This is a genomic window from Morganella psychrotolerans (assembly GCF_001676055.1).
GTDB lineage: Bacteria > Pseudomonadota > Gammaproteobacteria > Enterobacterales > Enterobacteriaceae > Morganella > Morganella psychrotolerans_B.
In genome coordinates, this window is sequence record NZ_LZEX01000002.1 from 1 (window position 1) to 22,585 (window position 22,585).

The window sequence follows — 22,585 nt, forward strand, 5'->3', positions numbered from 1 at the left end:
TTATGAAAAGCATCAAAACTTTCTTCTCAAATCTGACCCGTGCTGCTGCTATCATTGCTAAATACAGCAAAGCATTCTGATTATCAGACAGACAACAAAAAAGCGCCTTCATGGCGCTTTTTTGTTGTCTGTAATTTAGGAGTGTACTCCGTACACCGTTATTTACACACCACAGACCTAAAAACATTTTTAACAAAATAAAGTTTATTTTATTAAAAATTTGACCTTTGTCACAAAATAACTATAATGCCTCTATCGAAGCGAAAACCGCTTTAACCCCTAATTCAAACGCAGGAGTTGATTATGAAAAACATCAGAACATTCATTTCTTATCTGACCCGTGCTGCTGCTATCATTGCTAAGTACAGCAAAACATTCTGAGCAACAGACATAAAAAAAGCGCCGGTGAAGGCGCTTTTTTTTATGTCTGTATGTTTTATTTTGCCAGTGATGCAAACAACCAGCGCAGCCACCAGCGGGTTTTCCAGCCGGGCATTTTTTTGCGTTCCGCAGGCTGCGGACGGGAAACTGATTTAAGTATTTTCCATTCAAAATCAAGAAATAACCGTGAGTGCCCTGCTTCTGCACCATAAGTGCAAATTTCATCATGCTTGCGCTTATCGACCGGAGTGTTGTAACTCAGATCACGATCCAGGGTGTGATAGGATTTTTCACGATCAACAATCCGCTCTTGTGCATACACCGATTTAGGTAAGTAGCGCTGACGGGAGCCGTTATATTTCTGTAACTTAACGAAGCGGTAATCTTCTGCGCCATAGTGACCACAATACTCTTCATCGTAGCCGTAAAAACGGAAAAAACGCGCACGGGACATAAAAAACAGATTTGAGTGTCCTTTATACGTTTTGCCGTTTTCATCCTGACGATACAGTTTATAAAACGTCCGTCCCGGATTGGCCGCATTGATAAGATAAGTAAACGTAGATACCGGCAGGACATGATCCAGGTCAGTCATCAGAATTTTATCTGATTTGGCATAAGTCACACCCAGATTGCGGGAACCGCCCTGATTCCAGGGAATATCGGTTGTGATCCGTAACCAGGTCAGATTTAAATCAAATTCGGGGATCTCATACTCAACCGGAGAGCAATCATCAACAATCACAAACTGAACATGATCGAGAACTGACGCCGGCATTTTTTCATACCCGCGCAACAGATTAATTACTTCCGAAATATCCTGCTGATTACAATAGAAGTGAGTAACATAAGACAGCTTAATGTGCTGTTTATCAGTAACCTTACGGAAGAATTCGCGCGACATAGTACTTGCAGCCCTTACCACATTTGACTGGCCGACAATTAACAACCAGTGCGACATTAACTGTCGGCCATTTTCACATACGGTTAGTACCATGTCACGACTTAACTACCGGGAAACTATTCTTTATTGAAAAAGTATTCCACCGGAACATGGAACAGTTCAGCCAGATATATCAGATAATGGATACTAATGCGGCTTGTTCCGCGTTCATAGCGGTTAAATTGTTGCTGGGTTATCCCCATATCTTCAGCTAACCGGACAACACTTAATCCTAAGTATTTTCTCTTTTCTTTAATCCGGCTTCCGACGCAAGAATAAATATATTCGGTCTCCATAAGATACTCCATTCGCTTATATTGACAATGTGATAACAAAAAAATCCATTTTTAAGGCCATGCCTGTAATGCCGGAATCCTCGGCACAAAACAAAATTCAACATATTGAAATAAAATGAAAACATATCAATTTTCGATTGTAAATATCAGGCATATTCTAAATCAGCAAAATAATTTAACCTTATCGGCTCATTGAAATCAATATCAATATTCCTATTTCCTGTAATATTACCTACCTAATCACACTTAACCTCTTAAATCGGAAAAAATAAGAATTATCACATTTAATGATCGGGTATATATACCTGGTTACTGCAAGAGATAATAATGCACCACTCTATTTTTCCTGTGGCGCAGGAAAAACATACTTGAGAATTTATTACCGGTTTTAGTTTTATCGGTTTTTATATCTCATGCAATCATCAGAAGATGTGTTATTCTCATCACAGAAGCAATACAAATGTATAGTTATAATTTACATTTGTAAATCACTCCTTTCTGTTTCTGAGGTTATCTTATGACACGAGCAACGCCCGCCGGATATACCCCGCAAACCAGTAAAACGCTTCCCGCTTATCTTGCCGCACATCTCCCTCCTCATCTGCAATCTGGCGGTTCACCCGATGACTGGCAGGTAGAAGAAGTGGGAGACGGTAATCTCAATCTGGTTTTTATCGTCCGGGGAAGTGAAAACACATTAGTGGTAAAACAGTCCCTGCCATACGTCCGTGCCGCAGGCGAGTCGTGGCAGCTCTCCCTGCAACGCAACTATTTTGAATATCATGCGCTGTTGCAGGAAAAACGTTTCGCGCCTGATTATGTGCCTGATGTGTATTTCTATGATGAAACAATGGCGTTGTTTGTCATGGAATATCTCGGTGATCATATTATTCTGCGTAAAGCGCTGATTGCCGGTACATTTGTTCCCGGGCTTGCAGAAAAAACCGGTTTATTTATGGCGCAGACACTGTTTCATACCTCTGATCTCGGTATGAATGCACAGGATAAAAAGGCCCTTACCGCACAATTTTCCGTGAACCATGAGCTGTGTAAAATCACCGAAGACCTGATTTTCACCGAGCCCTATTACCCCGCGCCACGTAATCAACACACCTCCCCGCAGTTGGATAAAGACGCAAACGCCGTCATGCTTGACCGGGAAATGGTGCAGGTTGCTATGCGTTATAAATATAAATTTATGACACAGACTCAGGCTCTGCTGCATGGCGATTTGCATTCCGGCTCCATCATGACGGGCGAAAATTCCGTTCAGGTGATTGATCCTGAATTCAGCTTTATGGGACCTATGGCATTTGATACCGGTAATTATATCGGCAATTTATATATGGCGTGGTTTTCTCAGCCCGCACACCGGGAAAATGAGAGCGACACTGCGCAATATCAACAATGGCTGCTGTCACAGATAAGTCAGACCTGGTCTGTCTTTGAGACAGAGTTCCGCCGTCTGTGGACAGAAAAACAGCAGGGAGATGCCTGGCCGCGCGAATTATATCAGGAGGGATTATTTGACGATAAGTTTCTCAAAACCGCACAGGACGATTTCTTTGCTGAACTGTTTCAGGACACGCTGGTTAACGCCGGTCTGGAAATTAACCGCCGTCTGCTCGGGTTCGCTGGTGTAGCAGATTTTAAAACTATTAAAGATGCCGATCTGCGGGCAACACTTGAGCGCAAGGCACTGAAACTCGCCCGTGAACTGATTGTCAACGCCCGTCATTACCGCAGTTTTGACGATATCACACCATTTCTTTCTTATTGTTAATCGCCACCTGCTTACGAGGCCATAATGAAAATTCAGGGAAAACACTACCGCTCCGTCTGGTTAGCTGAAAACGGTGTTAATGTCTGCATTTTTGATCAGACAAAACTGCCGTTTGAAATCAGTATCCTTCAGTTAGCCACACCGGAAGAGGCTGCGACCTCGATTAAAGATATGTGGGTACGCGGCGCACCGCTGATTGGTGCGGTTGCCGCTTACGGCGTTGCACTGGCGATGCATCGTGACAGCAGTGATGCCGCACTGAAAACCGCTTACGATACACTGGTTATCACCCGCCCGACCGCAATCAACCTCAAATGGGCGCTGGACCGGATCTGCACCGCTCTCACACCGCTGACGCCGGATGCCCGTTGTGAAGCTGCTTACCGCATTGCCGGTGAAATTGCAGATGAAGATGCTGAGATCTGCCACCGTATTGGTGAGCACGGGCTGACGATTATCCGTGATATTGCCGCCCGTAAAAAGCCCGGAGAGCCGGTCAATATTCTGACGCACTGTAATGCAGGCTGGCTGGCAACAGTGGACTGGGGCACGGCACTGTCACCTATTTATCAGGCATATAATGAAGGGATTAATATTCACGTATGGGTGGATGAAACCCGTCCGCGCAACCAGGGCGGACTGACCGCTTTTGAGCTGGGCTCACACGGCGTGCCGCATACCCTGATTGCAGATAACGCCGGGGGGCATCTGATGCAGCACGGCAAAGTGGACATGTGTATTGTCGGAACCGACCGCACCACAGCACGCGGGGATGTCTGTAATAAAATCGGTACTTACCTGAAAGCGCTGGCAGCCAAAGCGAATAATGTGCCGTTTTATGTGGCACTGCCCTCACCGACTCTCGATTTCACGGTGTGGGATGGCGTAAAAGAGATCCCGATTGAGCAACGCGCCGGTGAAGAGCAGTCCCATGTATTCGGTATCACGCCCGAAGGCACGCGAGGCTGGGTAAATACGGCGCCGCAGGGAACAACCTGCGGTAACTATGCGTTTGATGTCACACCGGCGGAATATGTCACCGGACTGATTACCGAGCGCGGTATTTGTGATGCCACACCGGCAGGGCTTAAAGGCATGTTCCCGGATATGTGGCCGTCAGAGTATGAGGTGTAACCATGACCCGTACAGAACTTGCACAACAGATTATCGATACCTGCCTGAAAATGAATGCAAGCGGGCTGAACCAGGGCACATCCGGTAATGTCAGCGCCCGCTGGCAGGACGGCATGCTTATCACCCCGAGCGGTGTGCCGTATGAAAAACTGACACCTGACAGCATTGTCTATATGGATAATTCAGGGCAGGCGGAAGCGGATAAGATCCCATCCAGTGAATGGCATTTTCACCTGAGTTGTTATCAGGCGCGTCCGGAGCTGAACGCAGTTGTTCATAATCATGCGCTGAATACTGCCGCCGTTTCTATTCTCAATGAATCCATTCCGGCTATTCACTATATGATTGCTGTCTCCGGCACCGATCATATCCCGTGTGTACCTTATGCAACGTTTGGCACACATGAGCTGGCGGACATTGTGGCTGCAGGCATCAAAACCAGTAAGGCACTGATTATGCAGCATCACGGTATGCTGACGATGGAAGTCAACCTGGAAAAAGCCTTGTGGCTGGCGCATGAGACTGAAGTGCTGTCTGCGTTATACCTGAAAATCCGCGCGATCACACCGGATGTTCCGGTACTGAGTGCCGAAGAGATGCAGAAGGTATTAGGTAAATTTAAAACCTACGGGTTGAAAACAGAGTAACGGCAAGCAGAAACGGCGCAATGCGCCGTTTTTTATTGGTGCATAACTCAACATATAGTTCATTAATTATTCTGATAAATAACCAATTGCAATTAATTACTTCAAATGATAATCATTTTCAATATAATAACACCTTAATATATTTATGATTTAAGGTTTTTATGAAAAAAGTGATCCGCTATTCTGCCCTGATATCCGCCATTCTGCTCATTTTGCCCGGATGCTCAACACTAAAAAAAGAGGCTGAATTTAAAGAGACTGAATTTAAAGAGAAAAGTATTGAGGATTGTGCAAAATACCTGCCTGACGGTATTGCTTATCAGGTCATCATTGAAGGTGAAGTTGATTTAAATAAGAAATTTAACGGTAATATCAATGTTACCGCACTACAAAACAGCGCGCCCAGCGTCGTATTTAACCGCGATGTGATTGAAGCAGGCACCAATCAGTATATGGATTGTGCAATACAATTACTGAATGATGGTAAAGGCGATACCCGCACTGACGCTGAAAAAGCAACTGCGGCAAAATAATAAGCACTTAATTACGCTGATAAGCCGCCTTACGGCGGCGTATTATGACGACTGTCCTGACAACAAATTGGCCGCTATCACCGGATCCACTATCAAATCTGACACATAGCCGCCGAGCAATGCCCCGCGTGTTGCAGCAACATTTTGCTCACCGGTGGCGATAAAAATCCGCCGTGCAATCTGCTGCAATTGCGGCAGACGTATTCCCAGAATGCGGGCATCAGTATGCGTATCCAGCGGCGTACCGTCCTTATCATAAAAACGTCCGCAGATAACCCCGACCGCGCCCTTGCGGCGAAAATCAGCCATTTCTTCCGCTGTAATCACACCCGCACGGATAAGCGGATTTTCTTCAGTAACATTGCCCGCCACAAATAATGATTTGGTGCAGCGGTCAAGCTGGGCAAAATTAGCGCGGATAATCGGCTCACGGCGCAGTGCATCCGCCAGTTCTGCCGAGCTGACGATCGCCGGAACATGAAGATAAGCGCATTCACCGCCAAATTTACCGGCGATCAGCGAAGATGACTCCACTGTCGTGAAATCCGGCTGAGATGGCACAGAACCGAGCATCTGCAATACAGTCACGTTATGCACGGTTTTCGGCATCAGACACTTTGCCAGATGGTGAATAGTTCTTCCCCATGCGACACCCAGCACATCGCCGTCCTCAATCACCTGACTGAGATAGACCGCTGCCGCCTGCGCCATATTTTCACGGCGGCGGGCGGAATCAGCCGCGGCCTCCGGTGCCGGGTTATCCGGCACCACCAGCACACTGGTTAAATCAAACTGTTTTTTCAGTGACAACGCCATGTCAATCCGGCTGTAGCGTGACATATCCAGGCTGATATTAACCACGCCGCTTTCCCGTGCAATTTGCAGGTATTTCACCACCGTCACACGGGAAATTCCCATCGCGTCAGCAACCTCAGTCTGGCTCAGGCCAGACTGATAATAGAGCCATGCCGCCTGCAAAACGGGATCGTTACCGAACATCAGCCGGTTAAACACACGGTTGTCACCGGCTGTCATGCTTCGCGCACCACACTGCCCCAGAGGTCATACTCATCCGAGTGTTCAATCTTAACCATCACAATATCACCGGGCTGCACGTCAAACTCGCCGTTCAGATAGACCATACCGTCAATTTCCGGCGCATCCGCCATGCTGCGCCCGACAGCACCTTCATCTTCATCCACTTCATCGATAATCACCGGCAGAACACGGCCGATTTTTTCTGCCAGACGTTCGGTGGAAATCTTCTGCTGTAACTGCATAAAGCGATGATAACGCTCTTCTTGTATCTCTTCCGGCACAGGATCCGGCAATTCGTTTGCCTTTGCACCTTCCACCGGGCTGTATTTAAAGCAGCCAACGCGATCCAGACGCGCCTCGGTCAGGAAATCCAGCAGCATCTGAAAATCTTCTTCTGTTTCACCAGGGAAGCCGACAATAAAGGTAGAGCGCAGAGTCAGCTCCGGACAAATTTCCCGCCAGCGTTTGATGCGCTCAAGTGTGCGCTCCACCGCGCCCGGGCGTTTCATTAATTTAAGAATACGCGGGCTGGCGTGCTGTAACGGAATATCCAGATACGGCAGCACTTTACCTTCAGCCATCAGCGGGATCACATCATCCACATGCGGATACGGATACACATAATGCAGGCGGATCCACACACCCAGCTGTGATAACTGTTCACACAGACCAATCATGCTGGTTTTCACCGGCAGACCATCACGGAACCCGGTACGGTGTTTGATATCTGCGCCATAAGCGGAGGTATCCTGCGAAATCACCAGCAACTCTTTTACGCCGGACTCAACCAGGCGCTGCGCTTCGCTCAGCACTTCGCCTACCGGACGGCTGTCGAGATCGCCGCGCATGGACGGAATAATGCAGAATGTGCAGCGGTGATTACAGCCTTCTGAAATTTTCAGATACGCGTAATGGCGCGGGGTCAGTTTCACGCCCTGCTCCGGCACCAGGCTGGTGAACGGGTCATGCGCCGGTTTCGGCACATATTTACGGACACTCGCCAGCACCTGCTCATAGCTGTGCGGACCGGTTATCTCCAGCACGTTCGGATGCACCTGACGGATTTGATCTTCTTTCGCACCCAGACACCCGGTAACAATGACTTTACCATTTTCTGCCAGCGCCTCGCCGATAGCTTCCAGCGACTCCTGTACGGCGCTGTCGATAAAGCCACAGGTATTGACGATCACCACATCGGCATCGTCATAACTCGGCACGACCTGATAACCATCAGTACGCAGTTCAGTCAGGATACGTTCGGAGTCCACTAAGTTTTTCGGGCAGCCTAAAGAGACGAAACCGACTTTCGGCACGGTGTTGGTATTTTGCGACATAAGCTCATTTACTCAAAAAGGCAGGATACACAGTAAGTTACTGCAAAATCCGGCAGATATTAGTCATTATCGGGAAGGAAAGGTGGATTTTAGCAAACAAATTAACCTGACAGATAGCTTTCTCAGGAAATAATTTGCATCTTCGGCCCCGCCCGGGATAATGGGTATCTTGAATCCAACCCTGACAGGCACGATAACCTTTGGTAACAAGGTTGGAGTCACAGCCCGGAACTATTTCATAAAAATAAAAACCTCAGGAATATTTTTTACTTTTAATAGAAAAGATACCAAGTGTATAATCAACTTACCTTTAAACAAAATAAAAATACCGAGTAGATAAAATGCTAAACAGGAAAGAAAAGGACATATTGAAAAAAACGATGAAAACACCACTATACAGAAGTATAAAATTTAGCATTGTAGGTAATATACAAGCCGTATCGTTCATAATTTTTATCTCAATTATTTTCCTCTATAGCGAGGATTTAAATTTACCACTGCTATATAAGATCACCTTTGGATTCATCATGACATTATTTGTTTATTTATTTAGTGGATGGTACTCTTTCAGGAGCATTACGCTGGCAAACAAACTAATGTTAATATACATAAAAATAAAAATAAAAAAAATTACTCCTCCGTAAACCAAGAGATTGAAATATCTATCATTTCCATACCATTACCAGGGATTACATGAAAATACAAATAGTGACATCTGTTTAAATGTGAATGTAAAACCCAAACGCCGGTCATGATATAAAAAATAACCACATTTATCACCAAACCCACGCTCTATACAAATTGGATAAACAAATCGTTGTATCCGGCAGATATCAGTCATTATCGGGAAGAAAAGATAGATTTTAGTAAACAAATTAACCTGACAGGCACGTAAAACCGCCGCTGACTATAGCCTTTGGCAGCAAGGTTGAAACCATAGCTCAAAGCTATTTCTTAAAGATAAAAACATCCGGAGTATTCTTTTGCTTTTAATAAAAAAGACTCTGGGTGTATAATGCTCTACCTCTCTATGAGAAATAAAAAAATAGACCTATAAAATGCTAAACAGGAAAGAAAAAAATATATTAAAGAATACAAGAAAAAGACCGATACATAGAAATATAAAATTCAGTATAAATAGCACCATAAACGCCACGCTGATTACAGCAACAATCGCACTCGTACTTCTGTATAAAGACAACATCAACTTGCCATTAACTTACAGATTATTCATTGGTTTTTCATTAACGCTATTTTCTTACTTATTTAGCTCATGGCACTTATTCAAAAACATTCATATAGCCAATAAACTTACTATAGTTTACATGAAAATAAAACTAAAAAAAACTATTCCTCCGTAAACTCAGGAATTAAAATTCTTAGTTTATTAATAGCCATACCGCTATTATATATAAACATAGGTCGTGACATTTGTTTAAACTTGAATGTAAAATCTGAACGCATAGCGTGATACAAAAAGTAGCCACCTTTATCACCAAACCAGCGTTCCATTAGAGTTGGATAAACAACCCCATTACGGGTTTTAACCGGCAGATTTAATATCCGGTTTGGATTTTTTAACTTGACTAATGCACCAAATGAGAGAAATACACTGACACTAAAATCCACCATTTTATATGTCAATTCTCCGCTATGTCGACTGTAACCAGCATGCTCAGCTATATTTCCCATTGTATTTTGAATAAAGTTATTATCATAACCACCGATTTTACCTTTGGTAATATCATACATTAACACACTACCAGATTCATATGAATTACTAGCACCTACAGACATAGCTAATAACCCCACCCCCTTTAACTTATTCGATCTTATTGCCCGTCCAACGTTAAATGTCATGAGACCGCCAGCAACCTGAAACATCCCACCAACAATTTCCCCGCTTTTTTTTGCATAAAAAAGCCATCCCTGCTCTTCAAATTGCTGTGTACTTTCATAAACTGACCAGTCATTCCGCCGGGCACGCTGATAATCAGCTTCCTCACTATCATACAAATAGACAAGACCATTAAACGCATTATCCCGCCCTTCTCTGTAAGTATAGTAATCCTCAGCAGAACTTCGTTTCCGGTAAAATTCCTCACGCAGGTACGCAATCGCCTGACGGATATTCTCGCGGTAAACTGTTCTCACTTGCGGATCATGCAAAATATAGGATGCTGCCCGCTCTGAAAGATTTTTCAGCTTATGACAATAATCATCAAATTCACGGCTGTAAGCCGGTTGGGTCGATATTACCCGTGCTGTTGGCATCAGAAACCTCTGTCATCCCAGATACTATAAGAACTGGTTCCCGCCATCACATGTTCCCAGGTCACAGACTTAAAACGGATTGAAATACTTTCTTCCGGTTGAGAATCATTATGTGTTACCGAGTTCGGGTAAAAACAATTAAGGCTGACGAGCGATGCCCCAGTGAGTTTAATTTTATAATATAACTCCATACCTCCGCTCATTGCTGTCCGGTAAAATGAAAAATCACATGTTAATATTTCATTATTTGTCAGTGCCTGAGCCAGAAGCGGGGAAGATTTATCAATCGGTTTACGGATATCTACCGGCTGAAAACTGACATTTTGGTTCATGGAAATATTGGAAGATAACTCAAATATTAAAATTTCATCTTCATGACCTGCCTGATATTTGTTTCCGATCGAGTCTGTTGTTGAAGCCCCCCGTGAGATTAACCCCTGTTTATTACCCGTTACAGCCAGATAGATGATATTTGCCATTATTTATCCTTATGATACCGCGACTAAATTTACCTTAAGTTAACCATTTTATGAATATCCATGCAACAAAACAACAATGAAAAAGAGATCTCTTTTACAATACTACCTATGAATAAATACCGTACACCAAGTTGATTTCCCACACCGCCGGATAGTTACGCCCCCTGTAGCGTGTTGCGTTAAATGAAAAAATAAATATCCCCCAACGACGTCCGGGATTTTCTGTGTACAAAAAAACCGGTTCTGACTGAGTATCAGAACCGGAGGTCTTATCCATGTATCTCTGCTGAAACACCTGTTATCAGGATTTGATTGTATTAACAGGTGTTTTTACAGGAGACAGGTATTATTTCACATTACTTTTATCTATCACGATAAGATCCTGATAGAAACGCTCCGGTACTTTTTCTTTATTAATGCGTTTAACGGCAAATTCCAGACCTTTTGCTGCCTGAGCTGCCGGGCCCTGGTCGATAGTATTGAGCATCTTGCCTTCTTTAATATACTGAAGTGCCAGCGGCAGTGCGTCATAACCGGATACTAATATTTTGCCTTCCATACCGGCATTTTCAATCGCGGTAATCGCGCCGATTGCCATATTATCATTAGCGGCAAATACACCGTTGATATCCGGGTTGGCGGTTAAAATATTGGTCATTACATTTAAAGCCTGTTCGGTTTCCCAGTTAGCTGTCTGTGAGGCAACAACTTCAATACCCGGTGCTTCAGAAAAAGCTTTCATTGCCCCGGCTTTACGTTGCTCGCCATTATCGACACCCGGAATACCTTCTAAAATAACCACTTTACCTTTGCCGCCTAACTCATCTACCAGACGTTTTGCCGATTTATAACCACCATCAAAGTTATTCACGCCGACATAATAGTAAGTCAGACCTGCTGATTGCGCAGAGGTTTTGTCCAGTTCCACATCTAAATCAATAATAGGAATACCGGCCTTTTCTGCATCTTTAAATACGGAAACAAAGGCATGCGAGTCATTCGGTGTTACTACAATCGCATCTATTTTAGACGCAATCATATTTTCAACTAATGAGACTAATTCTTCTGTTGAGTTTTCTTTTTCAGCAACCTGAACAATTAAATCAATGTTTTGCTCTTTTGCCGCTTTGTCTGCGCCGTCTTTCATTGCAATGAAATATTCATTACTTAATGTTTTCATAATAAGGGCGACTTTAGGTTTTTCTGCCTGGGCTACAGCAGTAAATCCGACTAATACGATTGCGGCTAATAGTGATTGGAATAGACGTTTCATACCGATGTACACCTCTAATTGATTGATGTAGGATACAGAAATCACAACATAACAAAAAAAACAGTATAGTAAAGATAATAAGCAATCAAATCTGGAATTATAATAATATGACTGAGATTAATAAAAAGATTGTTTTTGACATGCATCACATTATTAAATCCTTTAATCAGGTAGAGGTTCTGAAAGGCGTTGATTTTACATTGTATGCCGGAGAAGTTCATTGTCTGGTCGGGGAGAATGGCGCAGGAAAATCAACGCTTTGTAAAATAATTGCCGGTATATACCCCGCAAACGGCGGCAGTATGACGCTATTTGAAAATTCGTATAACCCGCTGAATGTAAAAGAAGCACAGCTGAAAGGAATCGGCTTTATTCATCAGGAGTTATTGCTGGTTTCTGAATTAACTGTATTAGAAAATATATTTTTAGGCAGTGAAAAGCATAATATATTCGGACAAATGAAATGGCGTGAAATGTTCGACCTTGCTAAAAAAGTCATTGAGGAACTTGAGCTTGATATATCTCCGGATGCAAAAATAAGTTCTTTATCTCTGGCACAACAGCAAATGGTAGAAATAGCTAAAGCAATAATCCATAATTATAAAATAATCATCTTCGACGAACCTACTGCATCAATCTCCCGAAAAAATACAGAAACTCTGTTCCGGGTAATCCATCAGCTGAAAGCAAAGGGTGTCGGAATGGTTTATATTTCTCACCGTTTAGAAGAATTTAATCATATTGCAGATCGCATCACAGTTTTAAGGGATGGTGTACGGACAGGCACCATGCTGTATAAAGATACTGATAATAATGAAATAATTCGGTTAATGGTCGGACGGGATATTAAAGCGTCTGATGAAGTGGATCATACCAATTTCAGTCATATTAAATTAAAAGTCTGTGATCTTCAAAATGCACACGTTAAAAAAATATCGTTCAATGTGCATCAGGGCGAAATTCTGGGGTTTGCAGGGTTGGTCGGTGCCGGAAGAACTGAAATTCTGCGCGCCATATTTGGTGCCGATGAAAGCACCGGCGATATTTATATTGATGATATTAAGCAAAAAATCCGCTCACCTAAAGATGCGGTAAAAGCCGGTATCGGGTTTTTAACGGAAGACCGCAAAGGACAGGGTTTAGTTTTAGGTGCCAGCATCCGGAAAAATGTGACTCTTCCCATCTTGCACAGGTTATGGAATGGTTTGTTTATTAACCAGTCAGAAGAAAAAATATGTGTGCAAAAGAATATGGAAAAGCTGCGTATTGTTGCCAGCAGCCAGGAGCAGACGGCAAATACATTGTCCGGTGGTAATCAGCAAAAAGTCGTATTAGCCCGCTGGATGGAAAGTAATGTCAAAATCTTATTTTTTGATGAGCCGACACGCGGTATTGATGTCGGTGCAAAAGCTGAAATTTATGATTTGATGCGGGCATTTACAAAAGACGGCGGCACCGTCGTGATGGTGTCTTCCGATTTACCCGAGCTATTGTTGCTGTCAAACCGCATTATTGTGATGCGTCAGGGGTCAATGGTGGGCGAAGTTTTACGCAAAGATGCCTCAGAAGAAAAATTAATGCATTTAATGGTGGGTATATAAGCCCGGAACAACCACAGAATTGACCAACAGTTGGTGACATAATTATGCAACGTATCACTAAATCATCCGTATTATCCCTTATATCCAGTCTGGGCATCGGGTTGGTTCTTGCCGCGCTTATTGTCGGAATGAGCTTTGCTTCACCTGTTTTTCTCAAAACAAACAATATCGTCAATATATTGCTGCAGGTTGCGACTATCTCCATTATCGCAACCGGTATGACTTACGTCATTCTGACCGGCGGGATTGATTTGTCCGTCGGGTCAATCGTGGCACTGAGTGCGGTCAGCCTGGGAACCTTTATTCATGCCGGTATGGAATGGATTGGGCCGGATCCCTCATTAATGATGGAGCTCACCGTCGTTATGTTATCCATTGCCGGGGCAATTCTGGTTGGCACGCTTTGCGGGCTGGTTAACGGGTTTGTTATTGTCTGCATGAAAGTCCCCCCCTTTATTGCCACATTAGGCATGATGGGAATTGCACGGGGACTGGCTCTGACAATTGCCGGCGGGAAAACACTGTACAGCTTTCCGCCGTCATTACGTTATCTCGGTAACGGGAAAATAGCCGTAACAGAGAGCTTTAATCTGCCGGTTCCCGTTATTATTGCCTTTTTCGTGGTGATGATGAGTTATTACGCCTTAACACAGACTCAATTCGGACGGCAAACCTATGCGCTGGGCGGTAACCGCGAAGCAGTCAGATTATCCGGTATCAATGTGTCCTGGCTGGAGATCCGCGCCTATGTCATTAACGGCGGACTCGCCGCTTTAGGAGCCGTTATTTTAGTCGGCCGTTTAAATGCGGCACAACCTATTGCCGGGGAAGGTTATGAACTCGATGCCATTGCGGCAACCGTTATCGGCGGCACCAGTTTAGCCGGGGGTATCGGCTCTGTTATCGGCACGGCAATCGGTGCGCTGATTATGGGCGTATTACAAAACGGTTTAACACTCCTCAATGTGGCATCTTATTCACAAAGACTGATTATCGGTGTTGTGATTATTTTAGCGGTATTTTTAGACCAGGTGCGCCGGGGAAGAGTATCATTTACGTTTATATCCCGCTGGTTTAAACGCTGACAGTTTATTTACTCAAAAACGGGATGCGGTGGCTTATTTTACTGCATCCTTTTTTTTCGCTCAGTCCGTTCCGGCTCCGAAACCTCTTCAACTAAAAACCAACCGGTATATACCAGAGAAAAATATATTTCCCTGATGATGAATGTGATATATGCGGCAGCATTATCACTCTGATCCGGCTATACTTTATTTATCAGCATTTAATTTTGACATTATATAAATACACAGTGATGTTATTCTTCACTTATGTATTGAAATGCTGCCGTTGTGTTTATCTCATTATTATTAACAAGAAGAGTAATCACGGTGTCTATGCAAAAATCAAAACGTAAAACGTGGATCTTTTATCTCCTGCTGATTGTTGTTCTCATTGCCGGGGGCTATCTGTACCGGCTGATGAGTCCTTCCGGGCTACCCGCCGGATTTGCGCAAAGCAATGGCCGGATAGAAGCAACGGAAATTGATATTTCGACTAAAACAGCCGGACGTATCAGTACCATCAATGTCAGAGAAGGCGATTTTGTCCGTGCCGGTGATGTTCTGGCGCAGATGGATACCCGCACACTTGAGGCACAACTGAGCGAAGCACAGGCACAATACCGTCAGGCGACCAGCAATGTGGTTTCTTCCCGTTCAGCGCTCGCTCAGCGGAAAAGTGAGAAAACAGCCGCAGAAGCCATGGTGCGCCAGCGCCAGTCTGAACTGAATGCTGCGCAAAAACGCCTGGCCCGCTCTCAGGCACTGGTAAAAACCAATGCCATCTCCGTTCAGCAGCTTGATGATGACCTTGCGGTGGTTCAGGGCGCTCATGCGGCTGTCGAAGCCGCCAAAGCCCAGGTTGCGGCGGCCTCTGCAGCAATTGATGCCGCGCAGTCCGGTATTATTCAGGCGCAGACCCGGGTTGATGCCGCACTCGCCACGCAACAGCGTATTCAGGCTGATATCGATGACAGTCAGTTGAAAGCCCCGCGTAACGGTCGTGTGCAATACCGTGTTGCCGAACCGGGCGAAGTGCTGGGTGCCGGTGGTCGTGTCGTGAATATGGTCGACCTCAGTGATGTGTATATGACTTTTTTCCTGCCGACAGAACAAGCGGGACAAGCAGCCATCGGCAGCGAAGTTCATATTATCCTCGATGCCGCGCCAAATCTGGTGATACCGGCGAAAACGTCGTATGTCGCCAGTGTTGCGCAATTTACCCCGAAAACCGTGGAAACAGATAACGAGCGGCAAAAACTGATGTTTCGTGTCCGTGCGCGGATAGCCCCTGAATTGCTGGAAAAAAACCTCGAATATGTAAAAACAGGTCTGCCGGGACGTGCGTACATTCGTTTGGATCCCAAACAGGAATGGCCTGCTGAACTGGAGGTGAAATTACCTCAATGACATCATCACAGACGCTTTCCGCCACCGCGATCGTCACACTTGAACAGGTTACGCATCATTACGGTGATGTGTGCGCCCTGGATGATATCAGTCTGCATATCCCCGCCCGTCAGATGGTGGGTCTGATAGGCCCGGATGGTGTCGGGAAATCCACACTGATTTCCCTGATTGCCGGCGCCCGCAAAGTACAGCAGGGAAATGTGATTGTACTGGACGGTGATATCCGTGATGAAACTCACCGTCGCGCAGTGTGCCCGCGCATCGCGTATATGCCGCAGGGGTTGGGGAAAAATCTCTATCACACTCTGTCGGTTTTTGAGAATGTTGATTTCTTCGGACGGCTGTTTGGTCAGTCCGAAGAAGAGCGGCATCTGCGTATTGACGATCTGCTGCTCAGCACCGGGCTTGCGCCCTTCCGCGACCGCCCGGCCGGAAAATTGTCCGGTGGCATGAAACAGAAACTCGGGCTTTGCTGCGCTCTTATTCATGACCCGGAACTGTTGATCCTCGATGAACCGACCACCGGTGTTGACCCGCTTTCCCGCGCCCAGTTCTGGGATCTGATTGATCGCATCCGTGAGCGCCAGCAAAACATGAGTGTGCTGGTTGCCACCGCCTATATGGAAGAAGCGGAGCGTTTTGATTATCTCGTTGCGATGGATGACGGCAAGGTTCTGGCGACCGGACACGCCCGCGAACTGAAAGCACAAACACACACCGCAGAGCTGGAAGAGGCGTTTATCGCCCTGCTGCCGGAAGAGAAACGCAAAGATCATGAATCCGTGGTGATCCCGCCGCGCAAGGTTCAGGATAATGAGACGGTGGCAATTGAAGCACAAGATCTCACTATGCGTTTCGGTTCATTTACCGCTGTCGATCACGTCAATTTCCGCATTCCGAAAGGGGAAATATTCGGCTTTCTCGGCTCCAACGGCTGCGGTAAATCCACCACCATGAAAATGCTCACCGGGCTGTTACAGGCCAGTGAAGGTAAAGCATGGCTGTTTGGTCAGGAAGTTGACCCGAAAGATTTAAATACCCGGATGCGCGTGGGCTATATGTCGCAGGCGTTTTCACTCTACAGTGAGCTGACGGTGCTGCAAAATCTGGTGCTGCACGCCAAACTGTTCCATGTGCCGGAGCAGGACATTGATGCCCGTGTCAATGAAATGATGGCGCGCTTTAAGCTGACTGATGTTGCAGATGCGATGCCGGAAGGTCTGCCCCTCGGGATCCGCCAGCGGCTCTCACTCGCCGTTGCTGTTATCCATCGCCCCGAAATGCTGATCCTCGATGAACCGACCTCCGGTGTTGACCCGATTGCCCGGGATATGTTCTGGAATCTGATGGTGGGTCTTTCACGCGATGACGGTGTGACTATTTTTATCTCCACTCACTTTATGAATGAGGCGGCGCGCTGTGACCGGATGTCTCTGATGCACGCGGGGAAAGTGCTGGTAACAGATACCCCGGATAATCTGGTCAGAAACAGTGAGTTTGATACCCTGGAAGCGGTATTTATCGATTACCTGAAAAAAGCCTCCGGGATTGAGGATGATGCCCCGCCTGCCGCCGCGCCTGAGCTGCCCGCCAACTCAGAAGACACTGCCGCCACTGCACTGAAGCGCCGTTTCAGCCTGCGCCGTCTGTTCAGTTACAGCCTGCGTGAAGGGCTGGAGTTGCGCCGTGACCCGGTCCGCCTGACGCTGGCGCTGCTCGGCACAGTTATTCTGATGTTTATTATGGGTTACGGCATCAGTATGGATGTGGAAAATCTGCGTTTTGCCGTACTGGATCGCGATCAGACCACCACCAGCCAGAGCTATGTGCAAGATCTCTCCGGCTCGCGCTATTTTATCGAACAACCGCCGTTGCGTGATTATGATGATATGGAGCGGCGTCTGCGCGGCGGGGAAATTGCTGTCGCAATCGAAATCCCGCCGAATTTTGCCCGCGATATCGCCAAAGGCCATAATGTAACCTTGGGTGTCTGGGTGGATGGCGCAATGCCGAGCCGCGCGGAAACCGTACGCGGCTATGTGCAGGCAATGCATCTGAACTGGCTGACCCGCATGGCATCACGCCAGCCGGTAGCAACAACAACACAGTCTGCTGTCAATATTGAAACCCGCTACCGCTATAATCCGGATGTAAAAAGTTTGCCCGCAATTGTACCGGCGGTTATTCCGCTGCTGCTGATGATGATCCCGGCAATGCTCAGCGCCCTGAGTGTGGTGCGGGAAAAAGAACTCGGCTCTATTATTAATCTGTATGTTACGCCGATTACCAAAGCGGAGTTTCTTATCGGTAAGCAACTGCCGTATATCCTGCTGGGGATGTTTAACTTTTTCCTGCTCTGCATACTCTCCGTTTATGTATTCGGCGTACAGCTCAAAGGCAGCCTCCTGACAGTAACACTGGGGGCACTTTGCTATATTACGATTGCCACCAGCATGGGATTGCTTATCTCCTGCTTTATGAAGAGTCAGATTGCCGCTATTTTCGGGACGGCGATTATAACCCTTATCCCGGCAACACAGTTTTCCGGAATGCTTGACCCGGTATCATCACTTGAAGGTATGGGTTACTGGATAGGCCATATTTATCCGACCTCGCATTTCCTGACCATCACCCGCGGTACTTTTTCCAAAGGTCTGGGACTTATCGATTTGTATCAGTCCTTTATTCCGCTGCTTATCACCATCCCGGTGGTGCTCGGGTGCAGCATCTTTTTCCTGAAAAAGCAGGAGGGATAATGCGGACACTGAAGAATATTATTTATCTCGGCATGAAAGAACTGCGCAGCCTGATGCGGGATAAAGCGATGCTGGCACTGATTGTGTTTGCATTCACCGTATCAATTTATTCCTCGGCTACGGTAAAATCAGATTCACTGCATCTGGCGCCGATTGCGATTGCCGACCAGGATCGCTCGCAGCTCAGCCAGCGCATTATTAACAGTTTTTATGAGCCCTATTTTCTGCCCCCTGCTGATATTGAGATACACCAGATGGACGGGCTGATGGATACCGGCGCGTATACGTTTACCCTGGATATTCCGCCGAATTTCCAGCGCGATGTCCTGGCAGGACGCCACCCGGCTGTCCAGTTAAATGTCGATGCCACCCGTATGAGTCAGGCGTTTCTCGGCAACAGTTATATTCAGAATATTGTCACCGGCGAGGTGAATACTTTTCTGGCTAAAAACCGCGAAAACAGTGTGCTGCCGGTAGGTTTGGATATCCGCGCCAGGTTTAACCCGAACCTGGATCAGATGTGGTTCGGCTCTGTCATGGCGATTATCAATAATATTACGATGCTCTCGATTATTCTGACCGGGGCGGCGCTTATCCGTGAGCGCGAGCACGGAACGATTGAGCATCTTCTGGTGATGCCGGTGACACCTTTTGAGATAATGATGTCAAAAGTCTGGTCAATGGGATTGGTGGTTTTGCTGGCCTCTCTCGGCTCGCTGCTGCTGGTTGTCCGGTTTTTACTGCAGGTGCCGATAGAGGGATCGATTACCCTGTTTATGTGCGGTGTGGCACTCAGTCTGTTTGCCACGACATCAATCGGGATTTTTATGGGAACGATTGCCCGCTCTATGCCGCAGTTCGGGTTGCTGATGATAATGGTGCTGCTGCCGCTGAATATGCTGTCCGGCGGGATGACCTCGCGGGAGAGTATGCCGCAGTTCGTGCAGGATGTGATGCAGACCATGCCGACGACACATTTTGTCAGCCTGGCGCAGGCCATTCTCTACCGGGGTGCAGATTTTCTGATAATCTGGCCGCAGTTTCTTTATCTGATAGTGATTGGAGCGGCGTTCTTCTGCGCGGCTCTGCTGCGTTTTCGCAAGACAATCAGTGCGATGGCGTAACCCGGACTCATCCGCTACCTCAATGATCCCTGCTATATTATCATCGGGCGGATCCACGATTAACCCCGCGCTGTGTAAATCATCATATTTACGCGGCGTTTTTCTGTAAATTCAGTTTGTTACGGACAGTTTGGAGATAAGGACATGAAGAAGGTGGTACTGATGTGTGACACCGGCATTTCTGCGCGGATGCTGGTCAGTAAAATGCAGGATGAGGCACAAGCCGGGGGGATTGATATGGAGATTACCAGCCGCTCGGTTCATGACTACCGTGAATGTGCCGGAGAGTATGATGCCGCCCTGCTCGCCCCGCAAATCCGTCACCGGCTGCGGGAATGTCAGCAGAGTGCTGCCGCCGCAGGAAAGCCGGTCGCCTGCATTGAGATGGAGCCATTCTGGAATCTGGACAGTACTGCGGTGCTGAATCTGGCGCTGGAATTACTGGATTAATCAGTGACACAACAAACGACTGAAACCGATATCATTACACTTATCACCAGTGCGGGAAGCGCCCGCAGCCTGGTGTTTCAGGCGATTCGTGAAGCCCGCGAAAACCGGGATTTTCCGCACGCAGAAGCACTGATGCAACAAGCAAAAGAGATGCTATCTGCCGCTCACTGGATTCAGACTCAGCTTATCAGCCTGGATGAGGGAGAAGGAAAAATCCCTGTTACCCTGGCGCTGGTACACGCTCAGGATCATCTGATGAACGCTGTCATGCTGACAGAGCTGGGCGCAGAGATTATTGCTCTGCACCAGCAGATTGCGGAAAAACCAAAAGATAAAACCGTCTTCTTCCGGATTCGGGCGTCGGACTAACCGGCAAAGCGATCCGCTAAATCATCCGGTCTGTGGCAAGGCGGCAAGTGAAGAATTCAGGGGAGCATACATCAGTATGTGACCCGGAATTCTGAGCGCAGCCAACACCGCCACAGGCCGGAGGATGACGCGGATCTGTTCGCTCGGATCGCGCCATCCATCGCGCTTACGCTTTCCTTTTTTTGCCGGTTAGCCCTTCTGAATTTTTGGCTGTACTGGTGAAAAACAGGAAACCACAAAGAGCCAAAAAACAAAACCCTCTTCTTTCAGATTCGGGTGTCGGGATAACCGGCAAAGCGGAAAGTCGCTGTAAACACATCCCTGTTCGCTCGGATCGCGCCATCCATGGCGCTCTACGCTTTCCTTTTTTTGCCGGTTGTCCCTTCTGAATTTTTGACAATCCCGGCAAATAATTATTTCTGAGAAAGCGATCCGCTAAATCATCAGGTTTGTGGCAAGGCGGCAAGTGAAGAATTCCGGGGAGCATACATCAGTATGTGACCCGTAATTCTGAGCGCAGCCAACACAGCCACAGACCGGAGGATAACGCGGATCACAACACAGCCACAAACCGGAGGATCCCGCGGATCAGGACTGGAGGACGCCGCGGACGATGACCTTGCTCGCCGGGGCGCTGCTGTCAGTCGCCCGCCGGACTGCCATATTAATTGCCTGCCATGCAATCTCCTGTAAATCATGAGAAATGCATGGAAAATCAAACCCATAAATATCCGCATGAGAGACTTCATCAATACTGAACAGTGAAACATCTTTTTGCGGGATCAGATTGTGTCTGATGCAGGCTTTGATAATTCCCAGTGAAATCTGGTTGTTGCAGCCGACAAAATAGTCCGGTGCCGCATGATATTTCAGATAGTGATCCGTCACTTTAAAGGCTTCATCCATCAGAAAATCAGCATGCAGCACATTCACACTGCTGACCTGCCCGTGTAATCCTGCCACCATGCCGGTCACCCGATCCTGAGCGACATTGGAATCTTCGGGACCTGAGATAATGACAACATTATTTACTTTCTGAGATAACAGATAGCGCCCTGCCTGCAACCCGCAGTCAAGATTATCGATATACACACCGCTGCACCCTTTTGCATCCAGCTCCCGATCGACCAGAATGACCGGAATATTGAGCAGTGCCAGTTGGTTAACATAGTCCGGGCGATATACCCGTTCAGCGGAAACAACCGACAAAATGATGGCATCGACGTTATAACCAATCAGTTTATCAATGATACGAGCTTCATTTTCGCGTGATTCGTATGAATCAAACATCAGAGTGTCATAGCCGGCTTTATAGGCTTCCTGGGTGATACGTTTTGCCAGCCCGCCAAAAAACGGGTTGCTCATGTCCGGGCTGACAATCCCGATAGTACGGGAGGATTTAGCCCGCAGGTTGCGTGCTGCTGCATTGACGACATAGCCAATTTTATCTGCAGCATCAAGAATGCGCCTCAGCGTTTCCGGGTGAACCTTAGCAGGCTGCGAAAATGCGCGTGATGCCGTAATTTTACTGACATTTGCGATTGCGGCGACATTTTCAAGTGTGACCTTTTGTGTCCGGGGTTCCGCCAATTTTATCTCCTTAGCGCCAAAGCATCATTTTGTACCATTATATTATCATCTAAATCGATTCAGTCACGCGAAAAGGTGTCTTTTTGCTGAGAAAAACCGTGTCAGCTAT

General features: G+C 46.6%; 20 protein-coding genes. 11 read left to right on the plus strand and 9 right to left on the minus strand.

What is annotated here, in order from left to right; all coding sequences use genetic code 11:
- Nucleotides 1-436 precede the first annotated feature (436 nt).
- Together AYY17_RS03425 and AYY17_RS03430 are read right to left on the minus strand one after the other, a co-directional pair.
- The gene (locus AYY17_RS03425) at nucleotides 437-1,285 is read right to left on the minus strand and encodes a glycosyltransferase family A protein (protein WP_067421317.1); all 849 of its coding nucleotides are present in this window, start codon (nucleotides 1,283-1,285) and stop codon (nucleotides 437-439) included.
- Nucleotides 1,286-1,401: 116 nt separating this feature from the next.
- Complete coding sequence (locus AYY17_RS03430; protein WP_067365057.1) at nucleotides 1,402-1,620, minus strand: helix-turn-helix domain-containing protein; 219 nt, start codon at nucleotides 1,618-1,620, stop codon at nucleotides 1,402-1,404.
- 517 nt (nucleotides 1,621-2,137) lie between these two features.
- Here AYY17_RS03430 and mtnK point away from each other — a divergent pair.
- The 4 genes from mtnK (at nucleotide 2,138) to AYY17_RS03450 (ending at nucleotide 5,717) form a co-directional block, all read left to right on the plus strand.
- Nucleotides 2,138-3,403 (plus strand): S-methyl-5-thioribose kinase, encoded by a 1,266-nt coding sequence (gene mtnK, locus AYY17_RS03435; protein WP_067421318.1) that lies wholly within the window; start codon nucleotides 2,138-2,140, stop codon nucleotides 3,401-3,403.
- A gap of 24 nt (nucleotides 3,404-3,427) precedes the next feature.
- Complete coding sequence (gene mtnA / locus AYY17_RS03440; protein WP_067421319.1) at nucleotides 3,428-4,537, plus strand: S-methyl-5-thioribose-1-phosphate isomerase; 1,110 nt, start codon at nucleotides 3,428-3,430, stop codon at nucleotides 4,535-4,537.
- Between the two features lie 2 nt (nucleotides 4,538-4,539).
- The gene (locus AYY17_RS03445) at nucleotides 4,540-5,184 is read left to right on the plus strand and encodes an L-fuculose-phosphate aldolase (protein WP_067421320.1); all 645 of its coding nucleotides are present in this window, start codon (nucleotides 4,540-4,542) and stop codon (nucleotides 5,182-5,184) included.
- A gap of 161 nt (nucleotides 5,185-5,345) precedes the next feature.
- Entirely contained in the window at nucleotides 5,346-5,717 is a 372-nt protein-coding gene (locus tag AYY17_RS03450) for a hypothetical protein (protein WP_067404439.1), read from the plus strand.
- Nucleotides 5,718-5,759: 42 nt separating this feature from the next.
- Here the strand turns inward: AYY17_RS03450 and AYY17_RS03455 are convergent, their stop codons facing one another.
- The 5 genes from AYY17_RS03455 to AYY17_RS03485 all read right to left on the minus strand — a co-directional run bounded on the left by AYY17_RS03455 (nucleotide 5,760) and on the right by AYY17_RS03485 (nucleotide 12,115).
- On the minus strand, nucleotides 5,760-6,752 hold the full coding sequence (locus AYY17_RS03455) for a sugar-binding transcriptional regulator (RefSeq protein WP_067421321.1): 993 nt from the start codon (nucleotides 6,750-6,752) through the stop codon (nucleotides 5,760-5,762).
- On the minus strand, nucleotides 6,749-8,089 hold the full coding sequence (rimO, locus tag AYY17_RS03460) for a 30S ribosomal protein S12 methylthiotransferase RimO (RefSeq protein WP_067421322.1): 1,341 nt from the start codon (nucleotides 8,087-8,089) through the stop codon (nucleotides 6,749-6,751). The genes AYY17_RS03455 and rimO overlap by 4 nt, the downstream gene beginning before the upstream one ends.
- Nucleotides 8,090-9,436: 1,347 nt before the next feature.
- Nucleotides 9,437-10,363, minus strand: a complete 927-nt coding sequence (locus tag AYY17_RS03475) for a DUF4225 domain-containing protein (protein ID WP_067421325.1) — start codon at nucleotides 10,361-10,363, stop codon at nucleotides 9,437-9,439.
- Nucleotides 10,363-10,842 carry an Hcp family type VI secretion system effector gene (locus AYY17_RS03480; RefSeq protein WP_067421327.1) on the minus strand — a complete coding sequence of 160 codons (480 nt, stop codon included), beginning with the start codon at nucleotides 10,840-10,842 and terminating at the stop codon, nucleotides 10,363-10,365. Before AYY17_RS03480 ends, AYY17_RS03475 begins: the two co-directional genes overlap by 1 nt.
- Nucleotides 10,843-11,188: 346 nt before the next feature.
- The gene (locus AYY17_RS03485) at nucleotides 11,189-12,115 is read right to left on the minus strand and encodes a substrate-binding domain-containing protein (protein WP_067421329.1); all 927 of its coding nucleotides are present in this window, start codon (nucleotides 12,113-12,115) and stop codon (nucleotides 11,189-11,191) included.
- A gap of 107 nt (nucleotides 12,116-12,222) precedes the next feature.
- On the opposite strand from AYY17_RS03485, the gene AYY17_RS03490 reads away from it, so the two are divergent.
- From AYY17_RS03490 to AYY17_RS03520, 7 genes are all read left to right on the plus strand, one after another.
- Entirely contained in the window at nucleotides 12,223-13,716 is a 1,494-nt protein-coding gene (locus AYY17_RS03490; RefSeq protein WP_067421331.1) for a sugar ABC transporter ATP-binding protein, read from the plus strand.
- A gap of 44 nt (nucleotides 13,717-13,760) precedes the next feature.
- Nucleotides 13,761-14,801, plus strand: coding sequence for an ABC transporter permease (locus AYY17_RS03495; RefSeq protein ID WP_067421333.1), 1,041 nt, complete (start codon nucleotides 13,761-13,763; stop codon nucleotides 14,799-14,801).
- 312 nt (nucleotides 14,802-15,113) lie between these two features.
- Complete coding sequence (locus AYY17_RS03500; RefSeq protein ID WP_067421335.1) at nucleotides 15,114-16,187, plus strand: HlyD family secretion protein; 1,074 nt, start codon at nucleotides 15,114-15,116, stop codon at nucleotides 16,185-16,187.
- Entirely contained in the window at nucleotides 16,184-18,943 is a 2,760-nt protein-coding gene (gene rbbA / locus AYY17_RS03505) for a ribosome-associated ATPase/putative transporter RbbA (RefSeq protein ID WP_067421337.1), read from the plus strand. The genes AYY17_RS03500 and rbbA overlap by 4 nt, the downstream gene beginning before the upstream one ends.
- Entirely contained in the window at nucleotides 18,943-20,067 is a 1,125-nt protein-coding gene (locus AYY17_RS03510; protein ID WP_067421339.1) for an ABC transporter permease, read from the plus strand. The genes rbbA and AYY17_RS03510 overlap by 1 nt, the downstream gene beginning before the upstream one ends.
- A gap of 144 nt (nucleotides 20,068-20,211) precedes the next feature.
- Entirely contained in the window at nucleotides 20,212-20,517 is a 306-nt protein-coding gene (locus tag AYY17_RS03515) for a PTS sugar transporter subunit IIB (protein WP_067421341.1), read from the plus strand.
- 3 nt (nucleotides 20,518-20,520) lie between these two features.
- Nucleotides 20,521-20,886: a PTS lactose/cellobiose transporter subunit IIA gene (locus AYY17_RS03520; protein WP_067421343.1), complete on the plus strand. Its 366-nt coding sequence runs from the start codon at nucleotides 20,521-20,523 to the stop codon at nucleotides 20,884-20,886.
- Between the two features lie 166 nt (nucleotides 20,887-21,052).
- Here AYY17_RS03520 and AYY17_RS21445 read toward each other — a convergent pair whose 3' ends face one another.
- A complete protein-coding gene (locus tag AYY17_RS21445; protein ID WP_156656625.1) occupies nucleotides 21,053-21,373 on the minus strand; it encodes a hypothetical protein in 321 nt (106 codons plus the stop codon).
- A 101-nt stretch (nucleotides 21,374-21,474) separates the two neighbouring features.
- Nucleotides 21,475-22,476: a LacI family DNA-binding transcriptional regulator gene (locus AYY17_RS03525; protein ID WP_067421345.1), complete on the minus strand. Its 1,002-nt coding sequence runs from the start codon at nucleotides 22,474-22,476 to the stop codon at nucleotides 21,475-21,477.
- Nucleotides 22,477-22,585: the final 109 nt, after the last annotated feature.